Annotated in this window: 19 protein-coding genes; 3 read left to right on the top strand and 16 right to left on the bottom strand. The window is 66.9% G+C overall.

Annotation, left to right across the window (positions count from 1 at the left end; genetic code table 11):
- Positions 1–15: 15 nt before the first annotated feature.
- The 9 genes from nuoH to HV742_RS00630 form a co-directional block, all read right to left on the bottom strand.
- Positions 16–1,089: an NADH-quinone oxidoreductase subunit NuoH gene (gene nuoH, locus HV742_RS00670; RefSeq protein ID WP_049072044.1), complete on the bottom strand. Its 1,074-nt coding sequence runs from the start codon at positions 1,087–1,089 to the stop codon at positions 16–18.
- On the bottom strand, positions 1,089–3,416 hold the full coding sequence (gene nuoG / locus HV742_RS00665) for an NADH-quinone oxidoreductase subunit NuoG (protein ID WP_054419747.1): 2,328 nt from the start codon (positions 3,414–3,416) through the stop codon (positions 1,089–1,091). Before nuoG ends, nuoH begins: the two co-directional genes overlap by 1 nt.
- 15 nt (positions 3,417–3,431) lie before the next feature.
- The gene (nuoF, locus tag HV742_RS00660; protein WP_006393405.1) at positions 3,432–4,799 is read right to left on the bottom strand and encodes an NADH-quinone oxidoreductase subunit NuoF; all 1,368 of its coding nucleotides are present in this window, start codon (positions 4,797–4,799) and stop codon (positions 3,432–3,434) included.
- Positions 4,796–5,290 carry an NADH-quinone oxidoreductase subunit NuoE gene (gene nuoE, locus HV742_RS00655; RefSeq protein WP_006389212.1) on the bottom strand — a complete coding sequence of 165 codons (495 nt, stop codon included), beginning with the start codon at positions 5,288–5,290 and terminating at the stop codon, positions 4,796–4,798. Before nuoE ends, nuoF begins: the two co-directional genes overlap by 4 nt.
- A 48-nt stretch (positions 5,291–5,338) precedes the next feature.
- A complete protein-coding gene (locus HV742_RS00650) occupies positions 5,339–6,595 on the bottom strand; it encodes an NADH-quinone oxidoreductase subunit D (RefSeq protein WP_049072040.1) in 1,257 nt (418 codons plus the stop codon).
- Positions 6,596–6,598: 3 nt separating this feature from the next.
- Positions 6,599–7,225 (bottom strand): NADH-quinone oxidoreductase subunit C, encoded by a 627-nt coding sequence (locus HV742_RS00645; RefSeq protein WP_175144300.1) that lies wholly within the window; start codon positions 7,223–7,225, stop codon positions 6,599–6,601.
- A gap of 82 nt (positions 7,226–7,307) precedes the next feature.
- The gene (locus HV742_RS00640; protein ID WP_006217960.1) at positions 7,308–7,784 is read right to left on the bottom strand and encodes a NuoB/complex I 20 kDa subunit family protein; all 477 of its coding nucleotides are present in this window, start codon (positions 7,782–7,784) and stop codon (positions 7,308–7,310) included.
- Positions 7,785–7,826: 42 nt separating this feature from the next.
- Positions 7,827–8,186 carry an NADH-quinone oxidoreductase subunit A gene (locus tag HV742_RS00635; protein ID WP_006217959.1) on the bottom strand — a complete coding sequence of 120 codons (360 nt, stop codon included), beginning with the start codon at positions 8,184–8,186 and terminating at the stop codon, positions 7,827–7,829.
- A gap of 325 nt (positions 8,187–8,511) precedes the next feature.
- Positions 8,512–9,675: a porin gene (locus HV742_RS00630; protein ID WP_175144299.1), complete on the bottom strand. Its 1,164-nt coding sequence runs from the start codon at positions 9,673–9,675 to the stop codon at positions 8,512–8,514.
- Positions 9,676–10,118: 443 nt separating this feature from the next.
- On the opposite strand from HV742_RS00630, the gene HV742_RS00625 reads away from it, so the two are divergent.
- From HV742_RS00625 to HV742_RS00615, 3 genes are read left to right on the top strand one after another with little or no spacing between them, the layout of a single operon-like run.
- Positions 10,119–10,733, top strand: coding sequence for a TetR/AcrR family transcriptional regulator (locus HV742_RS00625; protein WP_175144298.1), 615 nt, complete (start codon positions 10,119–10,121; stop codon positions 10,731–10,733).
- Entirely contained in the window at positions 10,730–11,176 is a 447-nt protein-coding gene (locus tag HV742_RS00620) for a PaaI family thioesterase (RefSeq protein ID WP_175144297.1), read from the top strand. Before HV742_RS00625 ends, HV742_RS00620 begins: the two co-directional genes overlap by 4 nt.
- Complete coding sequence (locus HV742_RS00615) at positions 11,173–11,607, top strand: NAD(P)-binding domain-containing protein (protein ID WP_049072030.1); 435 nt, start codon at positions 11,173–11,175, stop codon at positions 11,605–11,607. The genes HV742_RS00620 and HV742_RS00615 overlap by 4 nt, the downstream gene beginning before the upstream one ends.
- On the opposite strand, the gene HV742_RS00610 is transcribed toward HV742_RS00615, so the two are convergent.
- The 7 genes from HV742_RS00610 to axyZ all read right to left on the bottom strand — a co-directional run bounded on the left by HV742_RS00610 (position 11,578) and on the right by axyZ (position 19,476).
- Positions 11,578–12,345, bottom strand: coding sequence for a phosphatase PAP2 family protein (locus tag HV742_RS00610; protein WP_059269502.1), 768 nt, complete (start codon positions 12,343–12,345; stop codon positions 11,578–11,580). The two genes, HV742_RS00615 and HV742_RS00610, sit on opposite strands and share 30 nt — an antisense overlap.
- 30 nt (positions 12,346–12,375) lie before the next feature.
- Positions 12,376–13,170 (bottom strand): metallophosphoesterase family protein, encoded by a 795-nt coding sequence (locus tag HV742_RS00605; protein WP_100505139.1) that lies wholly within the window; start codon positions 13,168–13,170, stop codon positions 12,376–12,378.
- Positions 13,167–14,138, bottom strand: a complete 972-nt coding sequence (locus HV742_RS00600; RefSeq protein WP_054419758.1) for a diacylglycerol/lipid kinase family protein — start codon at positions 14,136–14,138, stop codon at positions 13,167–13,169. Before HV742_RS00600 ends, HV742_RS00605 begins: the two co-directional genes overlap by 4 nt.
- Before the next feature lie 76 nt (positions 14,139–14,214).
- Positions 14,215–16,014: a gamma-glutamyltransferase family protein gene (locus tag HV742_RS00595; RefSeq protein WP_175144378.1), complete on the bottom strand. Its 1,800-nt coding sequence runs from the start codon at positions 16,012–16,014 to the stop codon at positions 14,215–14,217.
- A 96-nt stretch (positions 16,015–16,110) separates the two neighbouring features.
- The gene (locus tag HV742_RS00590) at positions 16,111–17,613 is read right to left on the bottom strand and encodes an ABC transporter substrate-binding protein (RefSeq protein WP_175144296.1); all 1,503 of its coding nucleotides are present in this window, start codon (positions 17,611–17,613) and stop codon (positions 16,111–16,113) included.
- Between the two features lie 244 nt (positions 17,614–17,857).
- Entirely contained in the window at positions 17,858–18,754 is an 897-nt protein-coding gene (locus tag HV742_RS00585) for a LysR family transcriptional regulator (protein WP_049072021.1), read from the bottom strand.
- 83 nt (positions 18,755–18,837) lie between these two features.
- Positions 18,838–19,476, bottom strand: coding sequence for a multidrug efflux transcriptional repressor AxyZ (axyZ, locus tag HV742_RS00580; RefSeq protein ID WP_059269501.1), 639 nt, complete (start codon positions 19,474–19,476; stop codon positions 18,838–18,840).
- Positions 19,477–19,690: the final 214 nt, after the last annotated feature.

Below are 19,690 nucleotides of genomic sequence, written 5' to 3'. Positions count from 1 at the left end.
CCTCTGCCTGGCGGCTTAGCGCCAAATGTTCCAGGGCGTCTGCATCCAGATCGCCACAACGACCAGCCAAACGCCGGTCAGCGGGATGAAGATCTTCCAGCCCAAACGCATGATCTGGTCGTAGCGGTAACGCGGGAACGACGCACGGAACCACACGAACAACGAAACCACGACGAACGTCTTGAGACCGAGCCAGATCCAACCCGGGATCCAGGTCAGCGGCGCGATGTCGATCGGCGAAGCCCAGCCGCCCAGGAACATGATCGACGCCATGCACGACAGCAGGATCATGTTGGCGTATTCGCCCAGGAAGAACAGCGCGAAGGCCATGCCCGAGTATTCGACCATGTGGCCGGCCACGATTTCCGATTCGCCTTCCACCACGTCGAACGGGTGGCGGTTGGTTTCGGCCACGGCCGAGATCACGTAGATCACGAACAGCGGCAAGAGCGGCAGCCAGTTCCAGGACAGGAACGTCAGACCCTTGTCGGCGAACCAGCCGCGGTTCTGCACATGCACGATCTCGGACATGTTCAGACTGCCGGACACCAGCAGCACCGTCACCAGCACGAAGCCGATGGCCAGTTCATACGACAGCATCTGGGCCGAGGCGCGCAGCGCGCCCAGGAACGCGTACTTCGAGTTCGAGGCCCAGCCGGCGACGATCACGCCGTACACGCCGATCGACGTGATGGCCATGATGTACAGCAGGCCGGCGTTGACGTTGGCCAGGACCACGTCGGGACCGAACGGCACCACCGCCCAGGCGGCCAGCGCCGGCATCAGCGTGACCACGGGAGCCACGATGAACAGCACCTTGTTGGCCTGGCTGGGGACCACGACTTCCTTGGTCAGCAGCTTGAACACGTCGGCGAACGGCTGCAGCAGCCCCTTGAAACCGACGCGGTTCGGGCCCATGCGCACGTGCATGGCGCCGATCATCTTGCGCTCCCAGTACGTCAGGTAGGCGACGCACAGGATGATGGGCACGGCGATGACCACGATCTTGATGATCGTCCAGAGAACCATCCAGACCGTCGGACCGAGCAATGCCGTTCCGTGGCTTTCAAGAACATTGAGCCATTCCATCAGGCACGCTCCACGCTGAGTTGACCAAATGCGCCACCCAGGGCTGCGGTATTTTCAAAGGCTGCGGCGATGCGCACGGCGCGATCGGCCACGGCGTCGTCCTGCACGGTTTCGAGCTCGACAGCGCCCTGCCCGCCCGTCACGCGCACCTTGACGCCGGCGGTCAGGCCGAGGCTGGTCAGCGTGTTGCCGTTCATGCGCGCGGCGGGCAGCTTCGAGGCCGGCGCGGCCTGCAGCGGCTCCGAGCGGCGCACCATGGCGTCGGTACGGTAGATCGGCACGTCGGCGACGCGCTCCAGCCCGGTCAGGGGCTGGCCCAGGCCCAGCGGGGCCTTGATGTCGTTGGACAGGCGGCCTTCGACGCCGCCGGCCAGCGCGGCATCGCGCACGGACTCGGAGGTTTCATCATCGAAGCCGGCCAGGTGCAGGACGTTGCCCAGCACGCGCAGGACCTTCCAGGCCGGACGGGTCTGGCCGAACGGCGCGACCGTGCCCTTGAAGCTCTGGGCCAGGCCCTGGGCGTTGACGAACGTGCCCGAGGTTTCGGTGAACGGCGCCACCGGCAGCATGACGTCGGCCCATTCGGCCGCGGCCGAACGGTAAGGCGTCAGGGCCACGGCGAATTGCGCGCCGCGCAGCGCGGCAATCGCTTGCTGGCCGTTATCGGCATCCAGCAGCGGCTCGGCGTGCAGCACCACGTAGGCCTTGAGCGGCTCGGCCAGCATGGCGGCGGCGTTCTTGCCGCCCTTGCCCGGGATGGCGCCGGCCAGGTAACCGCCGACGGTGTTGCCGCCGGAGGTCAGGAAACCGAACTTGCCGCCGGCCAGGTCGGCCACGGCGCGGCCGTTGGCGGCCAGGGTCGAGGCCTGGGCGCTGGCCACGGCCAGGTTGCCCATCAGCACGGCGGTGTTGGCGCCCGACGCCAGGCTGGCGGCGATGATCTTGGCGTTCTCGCCCGGGGTGACCGAGGCGAACTCGGCCGGCACCGCGGCTTGCTTGGCTTGCGCCAGGGCCACGGCCACTTCGGCCAGGGCGCGCGGCAGCTCGGACGGGGCCACGGTGAGGCGGCCGGCGACCGGCATCAGGGGATCGTCGGCGGCGCTGTCGACCATCAGGATCTGCGTGCCGCGCTTGGCGGCCTGGCGCAGGCGCTGGGCCATCAGCGGGTGGTCCTTGCGCAGGAACGAGCCGACCACCAGGACGCGGTCCAGGTTGTCGAGTTCGGCGATCGGCATGCCCAGCCACGGCGCGCCGGTCAGCGCGGCGTCGAAGGCCGGGTCGGTCTGGCGCAGGCGGAAATCGATGTTCTCGGAACCCAGCGCGCGGACCAGGCGGCCCAGCAGCGCGTATTCCTCGGTGGTGGCGTATTCGGACGCCAGGGCGCCGATCTGGCCGGCGCCGAAGCTGTCACGCACGCGCGACAGGCCTTGGGCCACGGCGGCCAGGGCGTCGGCCCAGGAGGCTTCCTGCCACTTGCCGTCGGCGCCCTTGATCATCGGGGCGGACAGGCGGTCTTCGCTGTTCAGGCCTTCGTACGAGAAGCGGTCGCGGTCGCTGATCCAGCATTCGTTGATGGCTTCGTCTTCGAACGGCACCACGCGCATCACGCGGTCGCCCTTGACCTGGACCACCAGGTTGGCGCCCAGGCTGTCGTGCGGGCTGACCGAACGGCGACGGGCCAGTTCCCAGGTGCGGGCGCTGTAGCGGAAGGGCTTGGAGGTCAGCGCGCCCACCGGACAGATGTCGATCATGTTGCCCGACAGTTCGGACTCGATCGAGCGGCCCACGAACGAGGTGATCTCGGAGTGCTCGCCACGGCCCAGCATGCCCAGTTCCATGACGCCGGCGATTTCCTGGCCGAAGCGCACGCAGCGGGTGCAGTGGATGCAGCGGCTCATTTCCTCGGCGGAAACCAGCGGGCCCAGGTCCTTGTGGAACACCACGCGCTTTTCTTCCTGGTAACGCGAGGAAGAGCCGCCGTAGCCCACGGCCAGGTCCTGCAGCTGGCATTCGCCGCCCTGATCGCAGATCGGGCAGTCGAGCGGGTGATTGATGAGCAAGAATTCCATCACCGACTTCTGAGCGGCGCGAGCCTTCTCGGAGCAGGTGTGCACGACCATGCCGTTCGTCACGGGGGTGGCGCAGGCGGGCAGCGCCTTGGGCGCCTTTTCCACTTCGACCAGGCACATGCGGCAGTTGGCCGCGATGGACAGTTTCTTGTGGTAGCAGAAATGCGGCACGTAAAGCCCGACTTTCTGGGCCGCATGCATCACCATGCTGCCCTCGGGCACTTCTACCGTATTGCCGTCGACGGTTAGTTCAACCATTGCTGTTCCTGAGACCTACAGATATTGCGGAACCACACACGACTTGTGCTCGATGTGGTGCGCGAATTCGTCGCGAAAATGCTTGAGGAAGCCACGCACGGGCATGGCGGCGGCGTCACCCAGGGCGCAGATGGTGCGGCCCATGATGTTGCCGGCCACGTTGTCCAGCATGTCCAGATCTTCCGGACGGCCGTGGCCGTTCTCGATGCGATGCACCATGCGGTACAGCCAGCCGGTGCCTTCGCGGCACGGCGTGCACTGGCCGCAGCTTTCCTCGAAATAGAAATACGACAGGCGCAGCAGCGACTTGACCATGCAGCGCGTCTCGTCCATGACGATCACCGCGCCCGAACCCAGCATGGAACCCGCCTTGGCGATGGCGTCGTAGTCCATCGTGGTTTCCATCATGATGTCGGCCGGCAGCACCGGGGCGCTCGAACCGCCGGGGATCACGGCCTTGAGCTTCTTGCCGCCGCGCATGCCGCCCGCCAGTTCCAGCAGGGTCGAGAACGGGGTGCCCAGCGGGATCTCGTAGTTGCCGGGACGCTCGACGTCGCCGGTGATCGAGAACAGCTTGGTGCCGCCGTTGTTGGGCTTGCCGACTTCGAGGTAGGCCTGGCCGCTGTTGCGGATGATCCAGGGCACCGCCGCGAAGGTTTCGGTGTTGTTGATGGTGGTGGGCTTGCCGTACAGGCCGAAGCTGGCCGGGAACGGCGGCTTGAAGCGCGGCTGGCCCTTCTTGCCTTCCAGCGATTCCAGCAGCGCGGTTTCCTCGCCACAGATGTAGGCGCCGTAGCCGTGGAACGCGTGCAGCTGGAAGTTGAATTCCGAACCCAGAATCTTGTCGCCCAGGAAGCCGGCGGCGCGCGCCTCTTCCAGGGCCTCTTCGAAGCGCTCGTAGACTTCGAAGATTTCACCGTGGATGTAGTTGTAGCCTACGCTGATGCCCATCGCGTAGGCGGCGATCGCCATGCCTTCGATCACGATGTGCGGGTTGAAGCGCAGGATGTCGCGATCCTTGAACGTGCCGGGCTCGCCTTCGTCCGAGTTGCAGACGAGGTACTTCTGGCCCGGGAAGGCGCGCGGCATGAAGCTCCACTTCAGGCCGGTCGGGAAGCCCGCGCCGCCGCGGCCGCGCAGGCCCGACGCCTTGACTTCGGCGATGACGTCTTCCGGCTTCATGCCGGTGGTGAGGATCTTGCGCAGGGCTTCGTAGCCGCCGCGCTTGACGTAGTCGGCCAGGCGCCAGTTGGCGCCGTCGACGTCGGCCATGATCTGCGGCTTGATGTGGCGGCCGTGCAGGCACATCGAGTTGGACAGGTCGTTCAGCGGGTTGGGCTCCAGGCCCTGCGCGAACTGCTTGTAGATGTCGGGCGCGTTCATGCCGACTCTCCTTGCGCCTTGAGGGCCGCGACCAGCGCGTCCAGCTTCTCTTCGGTCATGCGCACGCACATATGCTTGTTGTTCACGATCAGCACGGGGGAATCGCCGCAGGCGCCCATGCACTCGCCCTCGACCAGGGTGAACTGGCCGTCAGCGGTGGTTTCGCGGTAGTCCACGCCCAGCTTGCGCTTGAGGTAGTCGCCGGCGCGTTCGCCGTCGCGCAAGGCACAGGGCAGGTTGGTGCAGACCGCGATCTTGGTCTTGCCGACGGGCTTGACGTCGAACATGTTGTAGAAGGTGGCGACTTCCTGGACCGCGATGGGCGGGACGCCGATGTAGTTGGCCACATCTTCGATGATGTCGGTAGCCAACCAGCCCTTCTCTTCCTGCGCGATGGCAAGAGAGGCCATGATGGCGGACTGCCGCTGGTCGGCCGGGAACTTGGCGAGTTCTCGGTCGATTTTCTGGTAGGCCTGTTCGGAAAGCAGCATAGTTTGAATCCGGGTTATGCGGGCGTGCTCGTGACGGTTCTGGGCGGATCAGCGATCGATCTCGCCGAAAACGATGTCCTGCGTACCAATGATGGTGACGGCGTCGGCGATCATGTGACCGCGCGACATTTCGTCCAGCGATTGCAGGTGGGCGAAGCCGGGGGCCCGAATCTTCAGGCGGTACGGCTTGTTGGCACCGTCCGACACCAGGTAGATGCCGAACTCGCCCTTGGGGTGCTCCACCGAGGCGAACGCTTCACCCGGGGGCACGTGGAAACCTTCGGTGAAGAGCTTGAAGTGATGGATCAGCTCTTCCATGTTGGTCTTCATGGCGGTGCGCTTGGGCGGGGCGATCTTGTGGTTCTCGATCATGACCGGGCCCGGGTTGTTGCGCAGCCATTCCACGCACTGGCGGATGATGCGGTTGCTCTCGCGCATTTCGGCGATGCGGACCAGGTAGCGGTCGTAGCAGTCGCCGTTGACGCCGACGGGGATGTCGAAATCGAGCAGGTCGTAGACTTCGTAGGGCTGCATCTTGCGCAGGTCCCAGGCCACGCCCGAGCCACGCAGCATCGGGCCGGTGAAACCCAGCGCCTTGGCGCGGTCGGGATCGACCACGCCGATGCCGACCAGGCGCTGCTTCCAGATGCGGTTGTCGGTGAGCAGGGTTTCGTACTCGTCGACGCAGGCGGGGAAGCGGTTGGTGAAGTCTTCGATGAAGTCCAGCAGCGAGCCCGAACGCGCGTCGTTCATGGCGCGCACTTCCTTCTCGCCGCGATACTTGCTGGTGTCGCCGTACTGCGGCATGGTGTCCGGCAGGTCGCGGTAGACGCCGCCCGGACGATAGTAGGCCGCGTGCATGCGGGCGCCCGAGACCGCTTCATAGCAGTCCATCAGGTCTTCGCGTTCACGGAAGGCATACAGGAACACGGCCATGGCGCCCACGTCGAGCGCGTGCGAACCCAGCGACATCAGGTGGTTCAGGAGGCGCGTGATCTCGTCGAACATGACGCGGATGTATTGCGCGCGCAGCGGGGCTTCGACGCCCAGCAGCTTCTCGATGGCCATGACGTAGGCGTGCTCGTTGCACATCATGGACACGTAGTCCAGGCGGTCCATGTACGGCAGCGCCTGGATGTAGGTCTTGTGCTCGGCCAGCTTTTCAGTGGCGCGGTGCAGCAGGCCGATGTGCGGGTCGGCGCGCTGGATGACTTCGCCGTCCAGCTCGAGCACCAGGCGCAGCACGCCGTGGGCGGCCGGGTGCTGCGGGCCGAAGTTGAGCGTGTAGTTCTTGATTTCTGCCATGATTCAACGTCCCAAGCCGTAGGTGTCTTCGCGCACCACGCGCGGCGTGATCTCGCGCGGGTCGATCGTGACGGGCTGGTAAATGACGCGCTTCTGTTCCGGGTCGTAGCGCATTTCGACGGTGCCGGAGAGCGGGAAGTCCTTGCGGAACGGGTGGCCGATGAAGCCGTAGTCGGTCAGGATGCGGCGCAGGTCCGGGTGGCCTTCGAAGACGATGCCGTACAGGTCGAACGCCTCGCGCTCGAACCAGCCCACGGCCGGCCAGCAGTCCATCAGCGAGGCGACCATCGGGAACTCGTCGTCCGGCGCCCAGGTGCGCACGCGCAGGCGCCAGTTGTTCTCGACCGACAGCAGGTGCGCGACCACGGCGAAACGCGCGCGGTGCACCTTGGCGTTGGTTTCCTCGGGCAGCTGGCGCGTGCCGTTGCCCCAGGTGAGGTAGTCGACGCCACAGAGGTCGATACAGATTTCGAAGCGCAGGCCGGCTTCGGTGCGCAGCTTGTTGCAGACGGAGAACCACTGCTCCGCGGGCACTTCGAGCGTCAGCTCGCCCAGCGCCTCGGTCAGCGCGATGTCCGCGCCGAGGGTGGTCTGCAAATTGTTTTTCAGGGTTTCGAGCCTGGTCATCATCTTGTACGCTTAGGTGAACCGATACGCTGTTTCGCGGGGTCCTGCGGCGGCGTTTGCGGCGGCCGCGGACCGGAGCGCAAACTCAGCGCGCAATCGTGTTGGTCAGACGGATCTTGTTCTGCATCTGCAGCAAGCCGTAGACCAGCGCCTCGGCCGTGGGCGGGCAGCCCGGCACGTAGACGTCTACCGGTACGATGCGATCGCAGCCGCGCACCACGGAATACGAGTAGTGGTAGTAACCGCCACCGTTGGCACAGGAGCCCATCGACACCACCCAACGCGGTTCGGGCATCTGGTCGTAGACCTTGCGCAGCGCCGGCGCCATCTTGTTGCACAGCGTGCCGGCGACGATCATCAGGTCGGACTGACGCGGGCTGGGGCGGAAGATGATGCCGAACTGGTCTAGGTCGTAGCGGGCCGCGCCCGCGTGCATCATCTCGACCGCGCAACAGGCCAGGCCGAAGGTCATGGGCCACATGGAGCCGGTTTTCGCCCAGTTAAGGAACTTATCGGCGCTGGTTGTGATGAACCCTTGCTTGAGAATGCCGTCTATAGCCATATTCGTCTCTGATAGCGTGCGGTGATGAAATAACCCGGCGGGTCATTCCCAGTCCAGCGCGCCCTTTTTCCATTCGTAGATGAAGCCGACGGTCAACACGGCGAGGAAAACCATGACCGTCCAGAAGCCGACGAGCCCGACCGTACCTTGGGCGATGGCCCACGGGAACAGGAACGCGATTTCCAGGTCGAAAAGAATGAACAGAATCGCCACCAGGTAGTAGCGCACGTCAAACTTCATGCGCGCGTCTTCGAACGCTTCGAAGCCGCACTCATAGGGGGATAGCTTCTCGGCGTAGGGACGCCGCGGGCCAAGGAGGGAGCCGGCCGTCAGAAGCGCGAACCCGATAAGGGTGGCCACTACGATAAACAGCAGGACGGGGAAATACTGTTGCAGGTTCATTCAGGCGTCCGTCAAATGCGCAAACCTTAGGATTGTAGCATTCGCGCGGTTACTTCCGGCTGAACTCTGTAGCGTGAACAGCGGGTGAAAGACTGCATTTCTCCAGTGGAACAATCGCAGTATTCAAAGGGGACCCGCAAGCTTACCGCCACGCGCGCCGATATGGCGCGCCGGCAGGGCAAAACGCCCGCACAGCGGTCGCGAATTACCGTAAAAAAACAGACTGACCGCAAACAAAAACCACCCCGAAGGGTGGTTTCATATGAGCGGGCCGAAGCCCGCTCATGCACTAAGAATCTAGGCAGGACTTGCGCCCTGCTTTCGATTAGAAGCGGTGACGCAGGCCCACGCCAACAGCGGTCGCCTTGACGCCGTCGTTGAACGCGTAGTTCTTCGAGTACGAACCGTAGGCGTACAGGTTGGTACGCTTGGACAGGTCGTAGGTGTAGCCGGCCGAGAACACGTTCATCGTGGCATCGTCGCCAGTCAGCTTGTTGTTCGACGGGTCAACGCGCTGCCACGAACCGAACAGGCTCGAAGCGCCGCCGATCGGAGCCGACAGACCCAGCAGGTAGGAGTTGGCCTTGAAGCCATCAGCGAACTGGTTGGCACCGAAGCCCAGCTTGCGCGACGTACCGTCAACGGTAATCGAGCCCGAAGCGCCGGCCGGGTTGGACGTGGCGAACCAGCCGTCGGTGGTGCGAGCGTAGGCCAGGGCCAGCTTGACCACTTCGAAGTCATACGAACCGCCGATCATGTACGAACGGGGCGTCGCGTCGACTTCACCTTGAGCTTGGTTGTGCGAAGCGTTCAGCTGGTCGTACGACAGAGCGACGTTCAGGGGACCATTGACGTAGCGCAGGCCGGTCGTGATGGCACGGACGTTGTCGGCGGTCTTGAAGCCAACGCGAGTCGGGTCAGCCTTGGTCGAGCTGTCGGCATTGCCTTCGTCAGCGCTGAACGAGTAGCCAACGCCGAACTGGAAGCCGCTGAACGACGGGGTTTGGTACATGACCATGTTGTCGTAGCGTTGCGTGTTGGCAGCGCTCATGCCGGTACCGATGTTGGCGACGTTGAAGCCGGCGCCGAACGGATCGATCGAGCCGAAGTACTTCGACGCGATGTTGGTTTGGCGACCGAAGTCCAGTTGACCCCAGCTGTCGCTGGCCAGACCGACGGTGGCTTGACGGCCGAACAGACGGCCGTTTTGGCCCGACTTGCCGTTACCCGAGTCGAAACCCGATTCCAGTTGGAAAACAGCGCGCAGGCCGTCACCCAGATCTTCCGAGCCACGCAGACCCCAGCGCGAACCGTTCTGGACGCCGTTGATCATGCCGATCTTGCTGCCGTTCTTGGCATCGCCAGCACCGCTGATCTTGTTGTAGCCGATACCCGTGTCGATGATGCCGTACAGGGTGACAGACGTTTCTGCCTGGGCGACACCGGCGAAACCGGCGAGCAGGGCGGCAGCGAGCAGAGTCTTTTTCATTTAAGAAATCTCCGTTGATTTGAGTGACAAGAGCAGCAATCCAGCAAACCAGCCTGCCGCCCCCCTAACTCCGCGAAGGGAAGTTGACGCTATTGCATCAAAAATCAGGGGGGCTGGCTATGGTCGACACCAGAAAAGTGCAGGTTTGCGACAGCCCTGTTGGGATATTGCAACATCAGACCAACTCCCCATAGGGCTAACCCTGCGTTTTGCGAATGACCACGTATCCATGCGACTTTCAGCCCTGGCCCTAATAATTGAAGGGATGGCGCCGGGTTTCTTTCATATGCCTTTCCAGACTGAATAACCTCCTCGGCGGGGCTGCTCCCGAGATTGTCCGGACGCGCCTCCCCACGTTGACACCGTCAGCTTGGATAACGTTGTTATTTAAATAAAGCAGCGATATTATTTCGCAACGTAGTCACTCATTGGCTTCCCTACCCATGGCCACCGTCACTCCTCGCAGCGACCGCAACGAACGCCTGAGCGCGCTGCGCCGGCAAATGATCCTGGACGCCGCCCAGCGGGTATTCGAGCGCGACGGGCTGGAAAAAACCACGCTGCGCGCCATCGCCAAGGAGGCCGGCTGCACCACCGGCGCGATCTACCCCTGGTTCGCGGGCAAGGAGGCGTTGTACGGCGCCCTGCTGGACGAATCGCTGCAGCGCCTGCACAGCCACCTGCTGGGCGCGACCTCTGGCGGCGCCCCCGAGTCGGCCGCGCGCCAGGCCATCCTGGCCTTTTTCGGCTACTACGCCGAGCGCCGCACCGATTTCTCGCTGGGGCTGTACCTGTTCCAGGGGCTGGGGCCGCGCGGGCTGGGGCGCGACATGGACGAGCGGCTCAACGGCCGGCTGCGGCAGTGCGTCGACGTGCTCGGCCAGGCCCTGGTCCGCACCAAGCCCTGGACGGCCGAGACCGCGCGGGTCGAGCAGATGAATGTCTTCACCTATCTGATCGGGCTGCTGTTGCTGTTGCACACCCGCCGCCTGAAATCCCTGGGCCAGCAGGCCGACGTCCTGTTGGATCACTACTGCCACGCGCTGGAACAACGATGACCGCCACGACCCTGCCCTGCGCCGACACCGACGCGCCGCTGATCAGCCTGGCCGATTTCCGCCAGCTGCTGGCCGAGCAGCATCCGTTTTCGCTACTGCTGGGAATCGAAGTGGAGCGCATCGGCCGCGGCACCGCGCTGGCCGTGCTGCCCGCGCGCGACAGCCACCAGCGGCTCGGCGGCATCGTCGCCGGCCCGATGCTGATGGGGCTGGCCGACCTGGCCATGTACGCGGCCGTGGTCGGCGCCACCGGCCAGGCCCACGCGGTGACCGCCAGCCTGACCATCAACTTCCTGCGCAAGAGCCCGGCCGGCGCGATCCACGCCGAGGCGCGGCTGCTCAAGGTGGGCCGCCTGTCCGCGGGCGAGGTCACCCTGACCGCCGCGGGTTCGGCTGAGCCGCTGGCCCATATCGTCAGCACCTGGTCGGTGCCGAAGCCATGAGCCTGCGCATCAGCATCGTCGGCATGGGCCGCACCGGCACCCAGGCGGCGCGGCGGCTGCTCGCGGCCGAGCCGGACATCGCGCTGACGGTCTACGACATCGACCCGGACCGTTGCGAGGACTTCCGCGGCAGCGCCACCCTGGCAACCTCGGCGCGCGAAGCGCTGGCGGAGTCCGACACTATCGTGCTGGCCCTGCCGCGCGAACGCGAAATCGACCGGACCCTTGAGCGCTTCAGCGACGGCGAGGTCACCGCGCCGGTGGCGGGCAAGCTGATCGTCGACCTGGAGCCGCCGCCGCCCGAGCGGGCGCGCCGGCTGGACCAGGCGATCGCCACCGCCGGCGGACGCTACGCCTGCGCGCCGCTGCGGCCAACGGCCGGCGCCGGGCCGGATGCGCGGCTATTGAATGCCCTGATCGCGCCGCGCTGAGCCGCCCAGGCGTTCGGCCGCGACCACGCACAGCGCCAGCCAGACGAAACTGATGGCGAAGCCCGCCACCACGTCGCTGGCGAAATGCACCTGCAGCAGGACGCGGCTCAGGCCGATCGCCATCACCAGCGCCGCCGCCAGGGCCACGCCGGGCAAGCGCCACGAGGCCGGCGCCAGGCGCCACGCCAGGTAGCAGGCGGCGCCGTAGACCGCCATCGCGGCCGACGCGTGGCCGCTGGGAAAGCTCCAGCCCAGCGCGGTGACGAAACCATGGTCGTGCTCGGGCCGCACGCGCTCGAAGGCGTGCTTGAGCAGACGGTTGAGCAGGCCGCCGCCCGCGGTGGCGGCCGCGCAGAAGGCCGCCAGCCCCCATTGGCGCCGCGCCAGCAGCGTGGCGGTCATCAGCACCGCGATCACGGCCAGGAAGTCGCGGTCGCCCAATGTGGTGAACCAGGACAGCAGCCACAACAAGGAATCGCCCATCGACATGCTGAGGGCGCTGGCCAGGGCGCTGTCGAACTCGACCACCCTCCCCGGGCGCGTCACGGCGGCGGCCAGCGCCAGGAACAGCGCGCCAGCCAGGATCATGCTCCCGGCCACGCCGGCCAGGCGCCAGGCCGGCGTGGCGCGCGCGCAGGCGCGCGCCAGGGCCACCGCCAGCGCCGCCGCGCACAGCGGCAACAACAGGAACAGCGGCAGCGCGTGGGAAGCAACCCAGGCCGCGCAGGCGTCGGTCATCGCGCAGGCTCCCTCACGATCCGCATCGCCCTACCCAGCGACCAGGGTCTTGTCGACCGGCGCGAAGGCGTGGGTGGCGGCGGCGTAGTCCCAGCGCTCGACATGACAGACCCGGGTGTCGCCTTCGCCCTCGCGCGTGATCACATTGACCGAATTGGGAATATTGCCGCGCACCCGCCGCGAGCAGGTGGTGCCCGCCTGCACTGCCCAGCCGGCCGCCACGGCCGGATCGGCGCTGGCCGGCAACACGTAGGGCAGATGGATGTGGCCGCCGAGGATCAGGTCGACCCCGGCCTGGGCCCAGGCCGCCAGCGCCCGTTCGCGCCCGATCAGCAGATTGAAGCGGTCGGATTCGACCTTGGCCCGCACCGGATGGTGCGCCACCACTACCCGCAACTGGCCGGGCCGGGCCTGGCGCAACCGCTGTGCCACCCGCGCGATCTGGGCGTCGGAGATCTCGCCATCCTTGCGGCGGCGGGGCCGCGTGGTGTTGACGCCGATGGCCAGCAGGCCGGCGGTTTCATAGACCGGTTCGAGCACCGCGCCGAGCGCGCGCTTGTAGTTGCCGTAGGGGTTGAGCGCGCGCGCGAACACATTGAACAGCGGAATGTCATGGTTGCCGGGGACCGCCAGCACCGGCAGCGACAGGCGCTCGATGAACTTGCGGGCGGCGGCGAACTGGCCGCGGCGGGCGCGCTGGGTGATGTCGCCGCTGATCACCACCAGATCCGGCGCGAGCGCGCGCGCCAGGTCCAGCGCGGCCTCGACCACCGGCTTGCGCTCGGTGCCGAAGTGGGTGTCCGAGAATTGCAGGATGCGCGTCATGGGCGCTCCTCTTGGGCATCGACCGGCACCACCAGCGGCAGGGGCGTGTCGGATACCTTGAATTCCAACGGGGTGTCCATCCAGGAGATCTCGCCGTCCATGGCAACCTTGACGCGGCGGCGGCCGCGAATCGAGACCATCAGGCGATCAAAGGCGAAGCTGACGACGTGCTCGGCATCGCCGAGGCGGCTGAACAGGCCGCGCAGCAGCAGGCCATACAACGCCAGCGTGCCAACCGGCCTGGTGGCCATGGCCACCAGGCGGTTGCGATCGAGCTCGGTGGGGTCGATGCCGATGTGCTCCAGCTGCAGGCGGTTGTTGCCCACCACCAGGGTCGGGGTACGCAGGTCGCGCGGACGGCCTTCGTAGTCCAGGCGCAGGCTGAGCTGGCGCGGCGCGCGCAGCAGCGTCACCAGTCCGGACCACAACGCCACCAGGCGGCTGCGGCCGAAGCGTTGCTTGTAGGCCTCCCGGTCTTCCAGCAACTGCGGGTAGAGGCCGAGGCTGGCGTTGACCAGGAACAGGCGGCCATTGAGCAGGCCGACCTGCACCTGCCGCAGCTCACCGCCCAGCAGGCCGCGCAGCGCGGCCTCGGTGTCCTGCGAGATACCGTAGCGGCGGCCGAAGTAATTGAAGGTGCCTTGCGGCAGGATGCCGAATGGCACGCCCTGCCCCAGCACCTGGCCGGCGACGGCATTGAGCGTGCCGTCGCCGCCGGCCGCGACCACGATGCCGCCGGCCTCGCGCGCCAGGGCCACGGCCTCGCGGGCGGTGGCCACCAGGCGCGACGGATCGTCGACCGGCATCAGCTGGAAGCGGCGGCCGGCCTCGTCGAGCACGCGGCGGATGATGTCCTGCAGCACTTGCGCGTCGCCGCGCCCGGAGCCGGTGTTCAGGACGATGAAGAGAGGTTCGTGTCCCGCGAGGGGACGAGCCCCGGTCGCCGGGCTCTGCTGGATAGGCGTCATGGGCAAAAGATAGCCCATGGCGGCAAATCGCCGCAACCGTGCCGGCGCGCGCCGGGCGGGCGCGCCGGCACGCGGCTCAGCGGCCGACCGCGTAGGCCTGCATCAGGCGCGGCGTGGCGGCCGCGTGCAGCAGGCCGTCGGCGTCGCGCGAAGCGGCGGTCAGGCGGCCTACCGACCATTGCGGCACTTCCTCGATGTGGTGGCCGCGGGCGCGCAGCGCGGCAATGGTCTCGGCGCCGAAGCCGCTTTCCACCGCCAGGTGTCCCGGCTTGCGGTCGCGCGGGTAGAACGAGGTGGGGAAATGCATGGTGTGCGACATCGGCAGGTCGATGGCTTCCTGCAGGTTCAGGCCATGGTGCGCGTGGCGCAGGAAGAACAGCAGTTGCCATTGCTCCTGCTGGTCGCCGCCCGGCGTGCCGAAGGCGAGATAGGGCCGGCCCTCGCGCAGCGCCAGCGACGGCGTCAGCGTGGTGCGTGGACGCTTGCCCGGCGCCAGCGTGCCCGGCAGGCCCTCTTCCAGCCAGAACATCTGGGCGCGGGTATTCAGGCCGAAACCCAGTTCCGGGATCACCGGCGAGGACTGGAACCAGCCGCCCGACGGCGTGGCCGAGATCATGTTGCCCCAGCGGTCGATGACGTCGACGTGGGTGGTGTCGCCGCGCTTGACCGAGGCGCGCATGTCGGCCAGCGTCGGTTCGTTGGTCGCGCTGCCGGGGGCCGACACCTTGGACAGGCGCTGCAGCGTGTCCATGACCCGAGCCACCTGCGCCTCGAAGCCGGAAATCACGCCGGGCCGCAGGTCCTGCGAGGCCTGCTCGCCGATGAGCGCGCGGCGCGCGTCGTTGTAGTCGTCCGACAGCAATTGGGCCAGCGGCACGTCGACGAAGGCGGGATCGCCGTAGTACGCCTCGCGGTCGGCGAAGGCCAGCTTCATGGCCTCGGTGACGCGGTGCACGAACTCGGCGCTGGTCGGGCCGACGCCGGCCAGGTCCATGTCCTTGAGCAGCGCCAGGGTCTGCAGGAACACCGGCCCCTGGCTCCAGGCGCCTGCCTTGGCCACGGTGTAGCCGTGGTAGTCATAGGTGGCGGGCTGGTCGTAGCTGGCGGACCAGCCGGCCAGGTCGTCGGCGGTGATCACGCCCCGATGGCGCTGGCCGCTCTCGTCCATGACCTCGGTGCCGCGCGCGAACTTGTCGATGGCATCGGCGACGAAGCCGCGGTAGAAGGCGTCGCGGGCGGCCTCGATCTGGCGCTCGCGGTCGGCGCCGGCCTGTTCCGCTTCCCGCAGCACGCGGGTCCAGGTGGCGGCCAGCGCCGGGTTGCGGAACAGCTTGCGGGCCTCGGGCACGTTGCCGCCGGGCAGGTAGACCTGCGCGGTGGTGGGCCAGTGGGCCTGGAAAAAGTCCTTCAGGCCGGCGATGGTGTTGGAGATGCGCGGCATCAGCGCGTGGCCGTGCTCGGCGTAGTAGATGGCCGGTTCCAGCACGTCGCGCACGCGCATCGTGCCGTGGTCGCGCAGCAACTGCATCCAGGCGTCGAACGCGCCGGGGATCACGGTGGCCAGCAGACCGTTGCCAGGGATCAGACCGAGGCCTTCGGCGCGGTAGCGCTCGAGGGTGGCGGCGGCGGGCGTGGTGCCCTGGCCGCACAGCACGTCGACGCGGCCGGTGCGGGCGGAATAGAACACCGCCGGCACTTCGCCGGCCGGGCCGACCAGGTGGGGTTCGACCACCTGCAGCACGAAGGCCGCGGCGACACAGGCGTCGAAGGCGTTGCCGCCGCGCTCCAGCAGCGACATGCCGGCCGAGCTGGCCAGCCAATGGGTGGAGGTCACGACACCGAAGGTGCCGAGGATTTCCGGGCGAGTCGTAAACATCATGGTGCGATCCTGTTGCGGACGGCGCGAGGCCGGCGGCCGCGAGAGACAAGTAAAAACGGGACCCGCCACCGGGTCCCGCGTCTGGCTCGATGCCTACTTCCTGGCGAGGCTGACGCCCTTCAGGCGGATCAGGCCATCGGGATACGGCACGAAGCCTTCCAGTTTCTTCTGCGTGCCGAAGGTCCACGGCAGGTAGAACAGGTAGATGATGGGACGCTGCTCCTGCATCACCGACAGCACCTGGTCGTACAGGGCGCGGCGCTTGGCGGTATCCGGCTCGGCGCGAGCCTCGCCGAGCAACTTGTCGGCCTGCGCGTCGCAGAACTTGCCGTCATTCAGGTTGCCCTTGCAGCTCAGGTACTGGTGGATGTTGCCGCTGGGATCGACCCGGCCCGACCAGCCGCTCTGCCCGACTTCGAAATCGCCGCGGGCCAGCGACGATTGCAGCGAGGCGAATTCGACCGGACGCAGGGTGATGTCGAAACCGGCTTCGGCGCCCATGGCCTGCACCAGCTCGAACACCTGCTGCATGGTGGTGTTGTTGCCGAAGGTGATCTCGAACTTGACGCGGTCGAAACCCGCTTCCTTGAGCAGGGCCTGGGCCTTCTTGGGATCGCGGCCGGCGTGCTCGAACGACTTGTTGTAGGCGAAGCTGGCCGGCGGGAACGGCTGGTAGGCCGGCTGGTACTGGCCTTCGCCGATGACCTGGTTGAGCACGTCGCGGTCGATGGCCAGGTCGAGCGCCTGGCGCACGCGCTTGTCCTTGGCCAGCGGGTTGTTGGCGCGCGCGCCATTGCCCAGGTTGACCGAGATCGACTGGAAGCCCAGGCCCGTGACGGGGGCCAGGCGCAGGTTGGCGTCGTCCTTGACCGCCTTGGCGTCGCTGGGCGCCACGCGCTCGATGATGTCGAGGTCACCGGCGCGCAGGTTGTTCAGGCGCACGGTGTTGTCGGGGATCGGCGTGAAGACGACACGGTCGAAGTGATAGTTGGCGGCGTCCCAATACTTGGGAAATTTCTCCAGCACGATGCGGTCGTTCTGCACCCGTTCCTTGAACTGGTACGGGCCCGAGCATACCGGCTTGCCGCCGGGATCCTTGTCGAACGAGGCGGGCGAGATCATCATGCCGGCGCGGTCGGACAGCTGCGACAGCAGCGAGGCGTCGGGCTCGGACAGGTGCAGCACCACGGTGCTGGCGTCCGGCGCGTCGACGCTGGCCACGGTGGCCAGCTCGCTCTTGCGGTTGCTGTCGGGCAGCGTGCGGGCGCGATCCAGGTTGGCCTTGACCGCGGCGGCGTCGATCGGCGTGCCGTCATGGAACACGGCATCGGTGCGCAGCTTGAAGGTCAGCGTCTTGTTGTCCGGGCTGGTGCTCCAGGACTGCGCCAACTGAGGCACGAACTTCAGGTCCGGCGTGATATCGACCAGCTTGTCGCACAGCGAGGCGAACACGATGCGGCCGACAAAGGTGCGGGCGCGGGTCGGATCGAGCACGTCCGGGTCGTCCTGCAGGCCGACCCGCAGGGTCGACTGGGCTTGGGCCAGCCCGCTGGCCAGCATTCCCGCCATGACCATGGCGAGGCAGAGTTTACGCATGAATGATCTCCGTCGATTCAGGCGGCCTGCTTCCCCCCGCGCCGGACGGCGCGCCGCCTGGCGGTGAGGGAACAGACCCCGAGCCGTGCTGCATCGCCGGGCCCATCCCCCCGTTGCGCACGTTCTTGTTGGATTCTGCGCCAGGCGCGCGGCGATTGTATAGAGCGGCGGCATTCAGGCGCTCGAACCACGCGCCAGACGACCGCCTTGCGGACGCGGGAACGCATTCCCGGCCGTCAATGCCTCAGGGCAGCCGGCACGGCGCCGAGAAATCCACCGCCGCCCGCACCGACTCGCGCAGCCTGGCGACCAGCGGCCGGGCATCGTCGCGGCGGTACTGGAAGGAATACGGCAGCGCCGCCGGTTCGGGATCGCAGTGCAGCACGCGCAGGCTGCCCTCGGCCTGCAGCGCCTGGGCCCAATGGCGCGGCAGCAGCCCGACCCCGGTGCCTTCGATCAGCAGGCCGGCGATGGCGCCCCAGTTGTTGCAGCACAGGCGTTCGCCCGCCGCGTCGCGTCCGGCCAGCCAGTCGTCGATGATGCGGGTGGTGCCGGCGCCCGCGGGCAAGGTCACCAGCGGCAGCCGCGCCAGCAATGCCGGCGTCAGGCGGGTGTCGCCCGCGAGCACGGCCGGCGCCGCGACCCAGGCGAACGCGGCTTCTCCGATCGGCGCGGAGGCGATGCCGGGACGCGATGAACGTCCGGCGATGACCGCGAAGTCCAGCTCGCCGTCGGCGACGCGCTGCTCCAGCACCTGGCCGATATCGACGTAGGGTTCCAGCACCAGGTCGGGATAGGCGGCGCGCACCACGCCGATCAGGCGCGGCAGCCAGGTCAGCGCGGTCAGTTCGCCCACGCCGAAACGGCAGCGGCCGCGCAGGCCGGGCGTTTCAGCCAGGGAGGCGCGGATCTGATCGGCCGCGGCCAGCAGTTCGCGCGCCTGCGGCAGCAGCCGCTGGCCGGCGTCGGTCAGCGCCGCTTTGTGGCCGCTGCGGTCGAACAGCCGTTGACCCAGCGCCTCCTCGAGTTCGGCGATGCGCTTGGACAGCGACGACACCGACAGGTGCAGGCGCTCGGCCGCCACGGCGAAACTGGCGCAGGTGGCGGCCCAGTAGAAGGCTTCGAGTTGCTTGAGGGTCATGCCCGGATTGTAGGGGCGCGCGGCGCCCCCGGCGCGGCATGGCCACGCGGACGGCCGTGACGGCGGCGTCCGCGTCGACGGGGTCAGGCGGCCTGCGGCAAGCGCAGTTGCGGCGACAGCCGCAGGGTATCGATGGCGGCACGGAGCATGCGCTCGACGCGCGGCCAGATATCGCCCTTGAGACGATCGGACCAACAGATGGTGCCGAACACCCCTTCGATCAGGGAGTGCAGGTAGACATTGGACAGGCGCACGTCGAGCGCGGGCGGCAGGTCCTCGCGGCTGACGGCGGCGCGCAGCAGTTTTTCAGACGTGCGCAGGGCGTGGCGTTCCCACAGGTCGCGGCGGCGCAGGAGGGGCGCGTTCTCGTCGCTGCGCTCGCATTTCAGGTAGAGAATTTCCAGCACGCGCTGCACCGAGCCTTCCTCCGCGTAGATCTGCACGTACTGACGCATCGAGGCGTACAGCGCTTCCAGCGCCGCGCCATCGGTCGAGACCCGCGTCAACGACACCGCCTCGCCCAGCGCCCGGTCGCACATGGCGATGCAGACATCGATCTTGTTCTTGTAATGGCCGTAGACGGCGCCCCGGGACACGCCCGCGAAATCGGCGATATCGCTCATGGTGGTGCTGGCCACGCCCTTGGACAGGAACACGTGTTCGGCGGCGTCCAGGATGCGGTCGCGGGTGCGTTGGGATTCTTCTTTCGTCTTGCGGGCCATACAGGGATCTCCTTGTGGAAAATGGGTTGAAGGGATGGATATGAAAACGGCGGCCCGCCTTGCGGGGGCCGCCGTCTGCGCACTGTGAAGAAGTGTGCAGCCGCCAGCATACTTTCGAACAAAACAATTAATCAAGCATGACGGATTAAATGATAGACTGCGGACCCCACAGGGAAAACCCGCGAATTTCCCTCTCTCGCCCGCAACGGGCGCC

The organism is Achromobacter ruhlandii, from assembly GCF_902859695.1.
Taxonomy (GTDB): domain Bacteria; phylum Pseudomonadota; class Gammaproteobacteria; order Burkholderiales; family Burkholderiaceae_B; genus Achromobacter; species Achromobacter ruhlandii.
This window is presented reverse-complemented; position numbering and strand designations above follow the sequence as displayed.